A 14,028-nucleotide genomic window follows, 5' to 3' on the forward strand; every position below is an offset into this window, starting at 1 on the left:
ATGCCGACCCCCAGTGACATTGAGCGACGATCGCCGTCTTGTCCAAAACGTAAGTAGGGTCTGACATTATGCCGAAGCCGCGTGCCGGCTCTCCCCGCGAAACGCCGTTGTTCACGCAAGAAATCCACGCGGACCCCGCCCCGAGCGACGCGGATCCCCCCGCGGGTCGCAAGGTTTTCGTCGTGGATGCCCACTCACTCATCCATCAACTTTTTCACGCGATTGCGCCCTTGACGGCCCCCGACGGTCGCCCCGTCAACGCCGTATTCGGATTCGTCCGCGATATCTTGAATCTTCTGCGGCAATACCGACCGGACTATCTGATTTGTGCGTTCGAATCGGCGGAACCCACGTTTCGAAAGGAGATGTACGCGGAATACAAGGCCCAAAGACCTCGTCTTGACGACGACCTCCGCTCCCAGTTCGAACTGATACGCCGGTTCATGGATGCTCTCGGAATTCTGTGTCTCGCCGTTCCCGGGTATGAAGCCGACGATATCTTGGCTACCATTGCTCGGCAAGTCGAGCGCGAGGGCGGCGAATGCGTGTTGGTGACAAGCGACAAAGACTGCCGCCAATTGCTCTCCGATAGGATTCGCTTGCTGAATCTTCGCAAGCGGACTTTTTTGGATGCGGCGGGCTTGGAGAACGAGTGGGGAATCCGACCCGATCAAGCTGCCGACTTTCAGATTCTGGTAGGCGATACCACGGACAACATCCCCGGGGTCCCCGGGGTGGGACCGAAAACGGCGGCCAAGTGGCTTCAGCAGTACGGCAGACTGGACGACATCCTAACTCAGGCCGATCAAATCCAACCCGAAAAACTTCGGCGCAGCCTGCTGGAAAGTCGCGATCGAATCCTGAGCGCTCGACCGCTGGTCAAATTGCGCACGGACGTACCGCTGTCCTTTTCATGGGATGAGGCGAGTCCCGGGCCGATCCAATCGGACGCCGTTCGGGGTTTGTGCGAGGAACTCGGCTTTCGCACGCTATTGCCCGAAATCGAACAATTGCCGGCCGCCGGCGGCCAAAGGCGGCAAACTCCCTCGATTGCCGTCAACGCCCACATCGTCGACGACCCTCGCAAGTTGCGGGAACTCGCGGACCGCTTGAAGGCGGCCCCGTGCATCTGTTTCGACACGGAAACGACCGACATTCGGCCCCGTTGGGCCTCGCTCGTGGGTATCGCCGTATCCCTGAATCGCGAGGCGGCCTACTACATTCCCGTACGTGGTCCCGAAGGAGCAAGGACGCTGCCTGAGGCGGAAGTCATCGCCGCGTTGCAACCTGTTTTGGAAGACGCCCAAATCGCCAAACTGGGGCAAAACCTGAAATACGACTCCATCGTCCTTCGCAACGTGAGCGTGTCGCTACGAGGAATCGAATTCGACACCCTCATCGCCGCCTACTTGTTGGATGCCGGTTCCCGCTCTCACAGCCTGGATGAACTCGCCAAGCGTTACTTGGACTACGAAACCACGAAAATCGACGAGTTGATCGGCAAAGGCAGGCAACAACGGCAAATCGACTCCGTCGAGGTTCCCCGAGTTGCGGCATATGCCGGTCAAGACGTCACGCTGCCGTGGCACCTTCGCGAGCGATTGGAACCTCAACTCCGGAACGAGGGCCTTCAGGGTATCTTCGAAGACCTGGAAATCCCGCTGATCTCCGTGCTCGCGGACATGGAGTATCGGGGCATTCGCATTAATACGGAGTATCTAAGCCGCCTAAGTCGGCAGTTCGCGCAGCGGATGGAGGAACTGGAACAGGAAATCCATCAGTTGGCCGGCACAACCTTCAACATCAGTTCTCCGAAGCAACTTCAAGAGGTGCTATTCGATCGCTTGCGTCTTCCCGCCGTCAAGCGGACCAAGACCGGCATGAGCACGGATTCGGAGGTTCTCGAGGAACTGGCGTCGCTCCATCCGCTGCCGCAAAAAATCCTCGAATTTCGTCAATATTCCAAACTCAAGGGCACGTACGTGGATGCCCTGCCTCAAATGGTTTGCCCCCGTACCGGTCGAATTCACGCATCATTCCACCAGGCCGTCACCGCCACCGGCAGACTAAGCTCCAGCGATCCCAATCTGCAAAATATTCCCATTCGGACCGAGGAAGGGCGAGCGATTCGCACCGCTTTTGTCGCGGACGAAGGCTGGGTCTTGCTTTCCGCCGACTACTCGCAAATCGAGTTGCGTATCTTGGCCCACCTCTCGAACGACGAGCAACTCTGCCGGGCCTTCAGCGAGGACCGAGACATCCATTCCGCCGTGGCGGCCGAAGTATTCGGTATTCCGCCGGACGCGGTCACTTCCGAGATGCGACGCCGGGCCAAGGCTGTCAACTTTGGAGTCATCTACGGCCAAACTCCCTTCGGATTGGCTAAACAGCTACGAATATCCCAAGACGAGGCGGCCCAGTTCATCGACTCCTATTTTGCCCGGTATCCGGGCATCAATCGATTCTTCGAAAAAGTCCTCGCCGATTGCCGTGAGCATGGGTTCGTTCAGACCATCCTGGGCCGAAAGCGGAAAGTCAGCGGAATCCGCGAGAACCCCAATCGGCAACGAAACCTACCCGAACGCACGGCGATCAACACCGTTATTCAAGGTTCCGCCGCCGATCTGATCAAAAAGGCCATGATTCAGGTACATGGCCGATTGCGAAAAGAGCGGCTTCAATCCGCGCTCTTAGTTCAAATTCACGACGAACTGTTACTGGAGTGCCCCGGCATCGAACTTCCGGTCGCAGCCGAACTACTGCGTGAAGAGATGCAGCATGCCTTCTCGTTGAACGTACCGCTGAAGGTGGACGTCCGAAGCGGTCCCAACTGGGGAGAATTGGAGACGTTGCCAACGAATTGAGCCGACGCTTTCAATCCGGTGGGCCGAGTTGAGCCGGGCAGACGTACGCCGGACCGCAGACCCGTTCGGGACGCGGATAAGTTGCTGGACAATGAATTCTCTTCCGAGGAATTGCGAGAAAAGACATGTGGATCATCGGCATCGTTGGGGGAATCTGTGCGGGCAAGACGGTCGTTGCCCATGAGTTCACCGTGCTGGGCGCCCGCCATTTCGACGCGGACAAGGTCGCCCATCGCCTCTTGACGAAACCGACGGTGGCTGAGGATCTAACCGCCATCTTCGGGCGGGAAATACTCTCTGCGGACGGAGGAATCGACCGAAGAAAGCTGGCGGAGATCGTCTTCCAAGAGGGCCCGAAAGCGGATCAAGCGCTGCGAAGACTGGAATCGGTCTTGCACCCTTTGGTCCTGGTCGAGTTCTACGCCGAGGCCCGCCAAGCGGCGAGAGAAGGAATTCCCGCCGTGGTCCTCGATGCGCCATTGCTCTTGGAGGCGAAATGGGCTAAACTATGCCATAGAATTATTTATGTTGACGCGTCTCCGACCGTTCGCGCGGAGCGTGCTCGTTTTCGCGGGTTCGACGCGGAAAGTCTTTCGCGGCGCGAGCGCCGACAGAAATCGCTGGAGTTCAAGCGACTTCGGGCCGATTTCATGATTGACAACGCTGCGTCGCGCGAACACGTACAGGCTCAAGTGAAACGGTTTTGGGGCCTGCTTTTCGGCTAGCTTCCCGCCTTCGGCTTACCGCTTGTTTGAGCAAGTAATCCTTCTCGTTGCAGGAATTGCGCGACTGTGGTACGACCCTCGCCCATTCGGGTCCGCACCCCAGAAGCCTTTCCGGGCGTCGAGTTGTGGTTTTCGGTCGTCCCTTGGCGGTGCGACCGCGCCGAAAGCGGTGCCCGGACGACGGGAACATGCCGATGTTCGGCGGACCGATACGATCCGAAAGCGGAATCGGCGCTCCCCCGCGGCGGGCTATCGCGCCGGCAGCGTCCCTATGTTCGAAACGCGTTGATACCGTTGAAATGCGCCCCCTCCACGGCACCGATCGCGTGCCCATCGTCGGCTTATCAGGAGCCTCGCCCCATGTCGCAATCGCACGACGCCAATCCGCATGATGCCGCATCCCCGCCCCCTCGGCGGTTCAATCGGGAGAGCGGCGACGGTTCTCCGCGCGGCGGATATCGCCCCCGCCGTCGCCCCGATAAGGAAAAGGAACCCCTTTCCATTGCGGAACAACTGGTCGAGGGTCGTCTCGACGCCGAGGATGACGACCGCGAACTGGAAAAAATCAAACAATCGGGCGACACGAATATCACCGTTCTACAACGGATGTCGATGGCCGAATTGATCGAGGAGGCTCGCAAGGACAACCTCACCGACATCGCCGGAATCAACCGCCAAGAGTTGATCTTTCGCATTCTCAAGGAGCGCATCAAACTCAGCGGATTGATGTACGGCGAAGGAACGCTCGAAATTCTCCCGGACGGTTTCGGCTTTCTTCGCAGCCCGGATTATCATTATCTTGCATGTCCCGATGATATTTATGTTTCTCCCAGTCAAATTCGTCGATTTGGACTGCGGACGGGCATGACCGTATCGGGACAGATTCGCCCTCCCAAGGAGAACGAGCGCTATTTCGCACTGTTGCGGGTGGAGGCGGTCAACTACGAAGATCCGAACTCCGCCGCAAAGAGGATCGCTTTCGACGACCTGACGCCGTGCCACCCCGATCAGCGGATCATGCTCGAGACGACGAGCGACGAGATCGAGTGCCGCGTCGTGGATCTGATTGCGCCGGTCGGTTTCGGCCAGCGAGGTCTCATCGTTAGCCCTCCGAGGGCCGGCAAAACGATCCTGCTGCAAAAAATGGCCAAGGCCGTCTTGCACAATTACCCGGACAGCTATGTCTTCATGCTTTTGATCGACGAGCGTCCGGAGGAAGTGACCGACATGGAGCGTCAGGTCAAAGGCTCCAACTGCGAAGTCATCAGTTCCACGTTCGACGAGGCCCCCGCGCGGCACATTCAAGTCTCCGAAATGGTGCTGGAAAAGGCCAAGCGAATGGTAGAGTACGGTCGCGACGTCGTGATCTTCCTGGATTCCATCACGCGATTGGCGCGAGCCTGGAACGCGGAATGCCCGCACTCCGGTAAGATCCTCAGCGGCGGCGTCGACGCCAACGCCCTCCAGCGGCCCAAGCGGTTCTTCGGCTCGGCACGCAAAATCGACGAAGGCGGATCCTTGACCATTGTCGCCACGGCCTTGATCGACACGGGCAGCAAAATGGACGAGGTGATCTTCGAGGAGTTCAAGGGCACGGGCAACATGGAAATCGTGTTGGACCGCAAGTTGGTGGATAAGCGGATCTGGCCCGCCATCGACATCAATCGTTCCGGCACGCGGCGTGAGGAGATGCTGCTGGATCGCGAGGAATACCGTAGGATTTGCGTCTTGCGCCGGGTGTTGAACGAGATGAACGCCCCGGACGCCATGGAGTTTTTGGTGGGACGCCTCGCCAAGACCAAGACCAACGCCGAATTCCTCATGAGCATGAACGTGCGATAAGCCGCCCCGACGGAGTTTCGTGGGCGTTCAACCCGATCTTAAGGCACGGCATGCCGCAATCCGATAGGTTGCACGCCCCCGCGACGCCGGCCATCACCGCGATTGCAACCGTCGGCGACCCGCTGTTGGGAAAAGCGAAGACTTCAAGGACCGGCGCGTGCATCGAGTGACCAACTCCTTAGCAGACATAAGAATCCGACCATGACAGGCCATACATCCAAGCCGACTTCGCACCGCGAATGGGAGACCCAAGCCTCTGCGGAATACGGCAAAATGGCGATCGTCGTCGCCCGTTTCAATGAGACCATCACCCGGGGCCTTTTGGACGGCGCCGTGGGCGTTTTGCGGCAAGCTGGGATGCAGCCCGACGATCTCCACGTCTTTTGGGTGCCGGGCGCTTTCGAGATCCCGACCGCCGCCGCCCTTGCCGCCCGATCCGGCGTCTACTCGGCGGTTCTATGCCTGGGTGCCGTGATTAAAGGCGAGACTTCGCACGATACGCACATCAATCGGGCGGTGAGTCTGTCGCTCGCGAATCTGGGAATGGAAACCGGCGTTCCGGTTCTCTTCGGGGTCTTGACATGCGAAACGTTGGATCAGGCGATCGCCCGTTCCGCCGCCGCCCCCGCGGTACATGGCAAGGACGGATCGGGTCCCAAGACCGGCAACAAGGGTGCCGAATGTGCGGAAGCGGCTTTACAAATGGTATCCATCCTCCGCCAAATGAGAGAGGTCGTGTCGTCCGCATGATAGAGGGTGTTGCAAGCTCGTTAGGATCCCCGCAAACAGTCCGGTGTCCCCATGGAGCGTAATCCGTGACGACTCGTCCCTCGCCTGATCGTCGCCAAGCCCGCGTCTTGGTCTTACAACTTCTGTTCCAAGACGACCTCAATCCCCGCAATAACCCGGCCAAGGGCGAGGAGATGCTCCAAACCGGTCTCCGCCAACCGGATCTGGTTCGGTTCGCGAAGGAACTTTTGGCCGGAGTGAGGCGTAACCGCCGGGAATTGGACGAGTGCTTGCAGAGAGTGGCGGAAAATTGGACGCTGGACCGCATGGCCGCCGTGGATAGGAACGTATTGCGACTGGGAGCGTTTGAATTGCTTCACACCGATACCCCGCCGGGCGTGGTCATCGATGAGGCCGTCGAACTGGCCAAGTCGTTTGGTACCGAACATTCCGGTGCTTTCGTCAACGGAATCCTCGATCGACTGCTCCGTGAATGCAAGACTGCCTCGGCCGGTCGCCGCGGGGTCCCGGAGGTTTCCCCTTGACGGGCTCGCCACCGGGTTCGGCATGACGCGGTCGCCCCATTGTGGTTACGATCTCCCCGGCGCGACCCGTCGAGACGGGATAGGATACCGCCGCCCGGCACACACGGCAGCGTTGTTTGTTGTTTCGCAACACGCGTCAAGGCACTGAGAAAGAGACGTCATATCATGGGACTCTTCGACAGGATCAAGCAAGGTCTCAAGAAAACCGCACAAATCCTGCAAACGGATATTCGCGATCTCTTCAAGGCGAAGGGGCGGTTGGTCGATCAGGCCTTCCTTGACGAGATATTCGAAGTTTTGGTCCGCACCGACATGGGGGTGCAAGCCTCGCGCCAAATCGTAGATCGCATCGCGGACAAGTATCGGAATCGCGTTATCGAGTGGGAAGACGCCGTCGCGGAGATCAAATCCCAATTGAAGGAACTTCTCCGGCAACCTGCCTCTCCGTTAAACTTGGCCGCCAACGGACTGACGGTCTTGATGGTCTGCGGGGTCAACGGTTGCGGCAAGACCACGACCATCGCCAAGCTGGCGCACATGCTGAAGGGTCAAGGCAAGAGAGTCGTACTGGGGGCGGCCGACACTTTCCGCGCCGCCGCCGTGCAACAACTTCGCACTTGGGCTGAACGGTTGGGCGTGGAAATCGTGACGGGAGCGGAAGGAAGCGATCCCGCCGCCGTGGGACACAGGGCGGTCGCCGCCGCGATCGAGCAGGCCGCCGACATTTGCATCGTAGACACTGCGGGAAGGCTTCAGACGCATCAGAACCTAATGCGAGAATTGTCGAAGATTCATCGCGTGTTGGGGAAACAAGTGGAGGGAGCCCCGCATGAAGTACTCCTGGTCCTCGATGCGACGACGGGGCAGAACGGCATCAGCCAGGCCAAACATTTCACCGACGCCGTGAACTGTACTGGCCTCGTGTTGGCCAAACTCGACGGCACGGCCAAGGGAGGCGTTGTGGTCGCCATCCGTCAGCAAGTCGGTCTCCCGGTAAAATTCGTCGGTGTCGGTGAACGCCCCGAAGACCTTCTTCCTTTCGATGCCGAAGTCTTCGTAAACGGGCTTTTCGACGAGTGAACTCTTCAGTGACCGCGGGCAGAATAATACCCCTTTTCCCGCTTGCGACGCTTGCAGACGGAACGCTCTTGTTGCAAAATACCAGCGGTGTGCAAATCGGGTCCCCGAGCGCCCCCGTGTCACGATTCGCGATTCCATGTCTCGAAAAGGAGAGGCTCCATGTCATCGTCGCAATTCTCGCGTCGTTCCATGCTCAAGGCGAGCGCCGCGTTGACCGTGCCGCTTTTTGTGTCGGGCAAAGTGTTGGGCTTGGAGGGCGGTGCACCGGCCTCGGAGCGTGTTAAGGTCGGCATCATAGGGTTGGGTGGACGCGCGCGCCAGATCGTCGCGGAATCCCAGGAATTGAAGAACCTGGAAATCGTCGACGTGAGCGATTGTTTCCGCCCTGCCGTAGACCGGTTTATCAGCGAGAAAGCCGCTGGTCGCAACTGGGCCGGATACGAAGATTTTCGCAAGATGATTGAGGAAAAGAAGCCGGACGGGGTGATGGTCGAAACCACGACCCACGCTCGCGCCTGGATCGCGGTCACCGCCATGCAGATGGGCATGGATGCCTATATCGAGAAGCCTATGTGCCTCACGATCCAGGAGGGACGGTACATGGTGAACGCAGCCCGCCGCTACAAGCGGGTGACGCAAGTCGGCACGCAGCAGCGCTCCATGCCGTACAACAACTGGGCCAGCGACTTGGTCAAGAATGGGGCCATCGGAAAGATTAAGACGGTGTTGGCTCCCAATTTCGTCGGGCCCGAGAAATGGCCGGGCAAACCGGAGATGCCTCTCCCTCAGGGCGGCAAAGACGGTTGGTGGGACGTGTGGACGAATCAAGCCGAGTTGCGCCCCTATCACCCCGAACTGCACCACGGTTGGGAACGTTGGTGGGATTACGACGGCGGCGGGCTGTGCTTCGGCGTCACCGGATGGGGTACGCACTCCTACGACCAGATTCAGCGCGCGTTGGGAACCGATGAGACCGGCCCTGTCGAGATGGTACTGGAAGAACCGGTGTACACCGGCCCGTGCGGACAATTCGAGCGGGTTCCGGAAGACGATCCTACCTACCTCGAATACCTGAATCAATTGGCGCGCCCGGTCGCCGGTCCACGGGCAAAAGTACGCATGTGGTACGCCAACGGTGTCGAATTGCGTTTGCACTTGGACGGCGATTGGGGTCCCGGCTTGGGCGCCATCTTCATCGGCGAAAACGGGAAGATCGAGATCAATCGCGACAAGATCGCCACGAATCCCAAAGAACTGCTTCAGCGCCCGGACAATCCCGGACCAATCACCCGACCCGAGACCGAATACCACATCGCCAACTGGCTGGATTGCATTAAGACTCGGGGCAAGTGCAACGCCGACATTGAATACGGGCTGCGATCCACGACGCTTTGCTATCTCGTGAATATCGTGCGCGAGGTGGGTGAGGTCGGATTCAGGCTGAAATGGGATCCGGCAACCGAAAAATTCACCAATCACGAAGGCGCCAACCAGTCCTCCTACATTACGCGTCAGCGACGAAAGGGTTACGAACTGCCGGCCCTAACGTGACCGGATCGGTGCCCCAGGCCTGCGAGGTCGCGATCGCAAGACCGTAACGGTTGCGACAACTATAGGGGTTTTGCCGCGACGACATGTTGAGCCGGATGGCCGAAGTCGGCTTTTGATGCGGCTCGGTTGTCTTCAATCAAACTGAGGCCCTCGTTTTCCCCCAAAAAATCGAGGGCCTTTTTCTATTCCGTACGGATCCGTCCGACAATCTTTCGTCGAGGAATCGCCCGAAAATCCGGCACAATCGATACGACCGGAGCGACGGACACCTCAAATACCATCGTAGCCGTCGTTGAAGGCGTTGCAGGCTGAATCCTCGCTATTCTCCTCACCGATACCAAAACTGATCCTTCCGTTATCTTGAGTGTTACCCGCACCGGGCATAAAGCCGAACAGTCGCATAGTTGCAACGGAAGGGGGCAACTTTCTGACATGGTACCGGGTTTGTTACCCAATTCCCATTTTCAGGACGTCCAGCATGAATCCCGCCGGAATTCCGCCCTCGCACAAGTTGCTTGCACTGACAATTGGATTCGCCTTGGGTATCGGGCTGATAGCGGTGCAGGATCGTCGACAGGCCATCCGATCCGCCGCAGTCGGCGCCGCTCTGCCGCATTCCACCGTTGCGAGTGCAGCAGTTCCTCAACGCGTTAAGGCCTCCAATGCCGCCGTTTCTTCCGGCAATCCGGAGTCTTCCGTCGGGATTCCCGAAACGCCACGCTCCAGTGACACCCAAGTCGGCCCTGTTACCTCCTTGTCCTCCGCCGACACGCCTCCAAGAGAAGAAAATCTCGTCGAAGGTATCGTCGCCGCCTTTCGCGAGGAAAACCCGAAGGTGAAGCTTCGACAACCAATGTCGCTGGAGCTTTCCACTCGCGATGAACGGTTCGGTCACGAATGGTACACCGAACCGGGATTCGAGAAACGCGATGTCGGCCAAGCCTCGACTGCATGGGGAGTTGCCGCTTCGGAATCAGCGGACGATCTCCAAACCGCGGCGTCCCGGTTGAGGACCGCTTTGGCAGGCAACATACCCTCCGATCTCGTGCAACAACCAAGTGCGATTCAACGGACGGCTTTTTGGGACGACCGCCCCGTCCTCTGGGCGCCCCAGAGCGAGGATCTTTCGGCCGATACGCCGGACGACGCCAAGACCGTCTCGCAGTTGCCCGTACGAACCATCTCTATGCCGGATCACATAAGCCCGACCCAAATCGCCTCCGCAACGCGAACCGCCGACTCGGTCTCGTCGGGTCTTGCCCCGATCCCCGAGAGCGGCTTGATGACGGAGACGGCGGTCCGGGAAGAACGGACGCAGCCCGTCGCGGCGGAAAGCTGCGCCGCTTGCCCGCGGGGCTTGTTCTCGGATTGGTTACCGTGTGATCCTTGCCGGTCGGATACTCCCTACGAACTGCCGACGCCCTCGTTCCTCGCCTGCCGCGGCATCGACTTCGGCGGATGGATCGAGGCCGGCGCCGCCGTCGTCGCCAATCGGCCCGTCGACCGCTACAACGGCGTCGTCACCTTCGCCGATCGCAACGCCGAACCCCAACTCAACCAACTCTGGTTCTTCCTCGATAAACCCGCCGACAATCAAGGCTGCGGTTGGGCCTGGGGCGGGCACGTCGATTTCCTCTACGGCACCGACGCCCGTTTCACCCAAGCCACCGACGGCCTCGAATCCGACTGGGGACAAACCAGCCGCTTCTATCAGGTCGCCCTCCCGCAGTTCTACGTCGATCTCGCCTACAACGACTGGAACCTCCGCATGGGACACTTCTACACCATCCTCGGTTACGAAGTCGTCCAAGCTCCCAAGAACTTCTTCTACACCCACGCCTATTCGCACCATTACGGTGAACCCTTCACCCACACCGGGCTTCTCCTTTCCCGCAAACTCAACGACCAGTGGGCTTTCTCCGCCGGTCTCCATCGCGGCAACGATCAATTCGACGACACCGACGGACAGGATGCCCTCGGCTTCCTCGGCGGCGTCAACTGGACCAGTCGCGATGAACGAGTGGCCCTCGCCTTCGCCCTCTCCGCCGACGAGTTCGGGCCCCAAACCCAGCGCGTCATCTTCTCCACCGTCGCCACCTGGAATATCAGTTCCCGCAGCCAGTACGTCTTCCAATGGGATTGGGGGAACGCCGAAGATGCCCAGGGCGTCGACAGCCAGTGGTACGGCATCAACCAATACTTCTTCTACACCATCAACCCCTGCTGGAAGTTCGGCTCACGCATCGAATGGTTCCGCGATACCGACGGTACCCGCGTCACCGGGATCGGCGATGGCAACCTCGTCGCCGGAGCCTCCTTCCCCGGCGATTTCTATGAAATCACCGTCGGACTCAACTGGTCCCCGCGACCCAACATCCTCGTCCGCCCCGAACTCCGTTGGGATTGGTACGAACCCAGAGGAAACGTCGCCACGCTGCCCTACGACTCCGGTGACCGCGACGATCAGTTCCTCTTCGGATGCGATTTCATCCTCACCTTCTGACGGGGGCGACTCGCTCGCTGCACGGGAAAATACCAAAGAGGCGCCATACAACAACCACAGTGCACCCGCAGCAGCATCGTTACACAACGCGTCTTATCTATCTTTACGCTTCTGACGAGGAAAATCAGTTTTCCTGATAAACCGCGAGGTCCTGGATGACCGATAGAACACAAGGAAGGGCATTTGCCCTTGCTGCGACTTATCCGGCACCGTGAGAGATCGCCGCTTCCCGTAGCAGCGCGGTCTGTATCACCGGCACAGAACGGTTCTTCAGGAAAGGGAGTCCCAGGATGTTTCTGAAGCACAACGCATGGAAGCTCGCCATGGCGGGCGTTTTCTTGGTCGGAACTGCCGCCCAGACCTTGGCCCAATCCGGCGGCGTCTATCCCACATCCTTTACCGGAAACTATTTCGGGGGTCAATCCGCGGCGGCTTGCGGTTGCGGAACCGCGGGCGGTTACAATGGATGCGACTCGTGCCGCGGCGGCTTTTTCTCGGATTGGTTACCGTGTGATCCTTGCCGGTCGGATACTCCCTACGAACTGCCGACGCCCTCGTTCCTCGCCTGCCGCGGCATCGACTTCGGCGGATGGATCGAGGCCGGCGCCGCCGTCGTCGCCAATCGGCCCGTCGACCGCTACAACGGCGTCGTCACCTTCGCCGACCGCAACGCCGAACCCCAACTCAACCAACTCTGGTTCTTCCTCGATAAACCCGCCGACAATCAAGGCTGCGGTTGGGCCTGGGGCGGGCACGTCGATTTCCTCTACGGCACCGACGCCCGTTTCACCCAAGCCACCGACGGCCTCGAATCCGACTGGGGACAAACCAGCCGCTTCTATCAGGTCGCCCTCCCGCAGTTCTACGTCGATCTCGCCTACAACGACTGGAACCTCCGCATGGGACACTTCTACACCATCCTCGGTTACGAAGTCGTCCAAGCTCCCAAGAACTTCTTCTACACCCACGCCTATTCGCACCATTACGGTGAACCCTTCACCCACACCGGGCTTCTCCTTTCCCGCAAACTCAACGACCAGTGGGCTTTCTCCGCCGGTCTCCATCGCGGCAACGATCAATTCGACGACACCGACGGACAGGATGCCCTCGGCTTCCTCGGCGGCGTCAACTGGACCAGTCGCGATGAACGAGTGGCCCTCGCCTTCGCCCTCTCCGCCGACGAGTTCGGGCCCCAAACCCAGCGCGTCATCTTCTCCACCGTCGCCACCTGGAATATCAGTTCCCGCAGCCAGTACGTCTTCCAATGGGATTGGGGGAACGCCGAAGATGCCCAGGGCGTCGACAGCCAGTGGTACGGCATCAACCAATACTTCTTCTACACCATCAACCCCTGCTGGAAGTTCGGCTCACGCATCGAATGGTTCCGCGATACCGACGGTACCCGCGTCACCGGGATCGGCGATGGCAACCTCGTCGCCGGAGCCTCCTTCCCCGGCGATTTCTATGAAATCACCGTCGGACTCAACTGGTCCCCGCGACCCAACATCCTCGTCCGCCCCGAACTCCGTTGGGATTGGTACGAACCCAGAGGAAACGTCGCCACGCTGCCCTACGACTCCGGTGACCGCGACGATCAGTTCCTCTTCGGATGCGATTTCATCCTCACCTTCTGAGAGGTTGACCGCGACAGGATAATCCCCGTCACGGTGCCAATCAGGTAAGCCATGATCAACGACGAGGGCCGACCCACGGGGCGGCCCTCGCTCGCTTTCTTAAGTGTGGCCTCGTCGCCGACTCGCCCGCCGCCTACTTGCGATTACCGCCACCGTGCGCTAATATCAATCCAAGAAAGGCACACGGGAATCGCGTATGAAACTCATCATCGCCATCATTCAGCCCCACCGCCTGGAGGCCGTCAAACAAGCCCTCGCGGAAGTCGAAGTCTTCCGCTTGACGGTGATGGACGTGCAGGGTTTTGGGCGGGAGCGCGTTCAGTCCGAAACGTACCGCTCGCAAGAGTTCGCGATTAACCTTGCGCGGAAAGTCCAAGTCATGATCGGCGTCAATGATGAATTCGTCGACCGGACCGTGGACGCCATCATCCGAGGCGCACGCTCTGGCAACGAGGGACAAATCGGCGACGGCAAAATTTTCATCCTGCCTCTCGAAGATTGCGTCCGCATTCGCACCGGCGAGCGAGGGGGCGAAGCGATCTAGTCCAACCGGTT

At 59.4% G+C, this 14,028-nt stretch carries 10 protein-coding genes; all 10 read left to right on the top strand.

Going from position 1 to position 14,028, the window contains the following annotated elements:
- Positions 1-68: 68 nt before the first annotated feature.
- Positions 69-2,864 carry a DNA polymerase I gene (polA, locus tag ACYQ6J_RS01585; protein ID WP_460182437.1) on the top strand — a complete coding sequence of 932 codons (2,796 nt, stop codon included), beginning with the start codon at positions 69-71 and terminating at the stop codon, positions 2,862-2,864.
- 125 nt (positions 2,865-2,989) lie between these two features.
- Positions 2,990-3,589, top strand: a complete 600-nt coding sequence (coaE, locus tag ACYQ6J_RS01590; protein WP_460182438.1) for a dephospho-CoA kinase — start codon at positions 2,990-2,992, stop codon at positions 3,587-3,589.
- A 360-nt stretch (positions 3,590-3,949) separates the two neighbouring features.
- Positions 3,950-5,431 carry a transcription termination factor Rho gene (rho, locus tag ACYQ6J_RS01595; protein WP_460182439.1) on the top strand — a complete coding sequence of 494 codons (1,482 nt, stop codon included), beginning with the start codon at positions 3,950-3,952 and terminating at the stop codon, positions 5,429-5,431.
- A gap of 201 nt (positions 5,432-5,632) precedes the next feature.
- Positions 5,633-6,181, top strand: coding sequence for a 6,7-dimethyl-8-ribityllumazine synthase (gene ribH / locus ACYQ6J_RS01600; protein WP_460182440.1), 549 nt, complete (start codon positions 5,633-5,635; stop codon positions 6,179-6,181).
- A gap of 65 nt (positions 6,182-6,246) precedes the next feature.
- Positions 6,247-6,705 (top strand): transcription antitermination factor NusB, encoded by a 459-nt coding sequence (nusB, locus tag ACYQ6J_RS01605; protein WP_460182441.1) that lies wholly within the window; start codon positions 6,247-6,249, stop codon positions 6,703-6,705.
- A gap of 165 nt (positions 6,706-6,870) precedes the next feature.
- On the top strand, positions 6,871-7,785 hold the full coding sequence (gene ftsY, locus ACYQ6J_RS01610) for a signal recognition particle-docking protein FtsY (RefSeq protein ID WP_460182442.1): 915 nt from the start codon (positions 6,871-6,873) through the stop codon (positions 7,783-7,785).
- Positions 7,786-7,944: 159 nt separating this feature from the next.
- A complete protein-coding gene (locus tag ACYQ6J_RS01615) occupies positions 7,945-9,336 on the top strand; it encodes a Gfo/Idh/MocA family protein (RefSeq protein WP_460182443.1) in 1,392 nt (463 codons plus the stop codon).
- 835 nt (positions 9,337-10,171) lie between these two features.
- Positions 10,172-11,839 carry a porin gene (locus tag ACYQ6J_RS01620; protein ID WP_460182444.1) on the top strand — a complete coding sequence of 556 codons (1,668 nt, stop codon included), beginning with the start codon at positions 10,172-10,174 and terminating at the stop codon, positions 11,837-11,839.
- A gap of 290 nt (positions 11,840-12,129) precedes the next feature.
- Entirely contained in the window at positions 12,130-13,473 is a 1,344-nt protein-coding gene (locus ACYQ6J_RS01625) for a porin (protein WP_460182445.1), read from the top strand.
- A 196-nt stretch (positions 13,474-13,669) separates the two neighbouring features.
- Positions 13,670-14,017, top strand: coding sequence for a P-II family nitrogen regulator (locus ACYQ6J_RS01630; RefSeq protein ID WP_460182446.1), 348 nt, complete (start codon positions 13,670-13,672; stop codon positions 14,015-14,017).
- The last annotated feature ends 11 nt before the right edge of the window (positions 14,018-14,028 follow it).

The organism is Thermopirellula anaerolimosa (genome assembly GCF_054657335.1).

What these genes read in the sequence shown, in the direction of transcription:
- polA (WP_460182437.1), top strand. Translation starts at nt 69, where the DNA reads ATGCCGAAGCCGCGTGCCGGCTCTCCCCGCGAAACGCCGTTGTTCACG.
- coaE (WP_460182438.1), top strand. Translation starts at nt 2,990, where the DNA reads ATGTGGATCATCGGCATCGTTGGGGGAATCTGTGCGGGCAAGACGGTC.
- rho (WP_460182439.1), top strand. Translation starts at nt 3,950, where the DNA reads ATGTCGCAATCGCACGACGCCAATCCGCATGATGCCGCATCCCCGCCC.
- ribH (WP_460182440.1), top strand. Translation starts at nt 5,633, where the DNA reads ATGACAGGCCATACATCCAAGCCGACTTCGCACCGCGAATGGGAGACC.
- ftsY (WP_460182442.1), top strand. Translation starts at nt 6,871, where the DNA reads ATGGGACTCTTCGACAGGATCAAGCAAGGTCTCAAGAAAACCGCACAA.
- ACYQ6J_RS01615 (WP_460182443.1), top strand. Translation starts at nt 7,945, where the DNA reads ATGTCATCGTCGCAATTCTCGCGTCGTTCCATGCTCAAGGCGAGCGCC.
- ACYQ6J_RS01625 (WP_460182445.1), top strand. Translation starts at nt 12,130, where the DNA reads ATGTTTCTGAAGCACAACGCATGGAAGCTCGCCATGGCGGGCGTTTTC.
- ACYQ6J_RS01630 (WP_460182446.1), top strand. Translation starts at nt 13,670, where the DNA reads ATGAAACTCATCATCGCCATCATTCAGCCCCACCGCCTGGAGGCCGTC.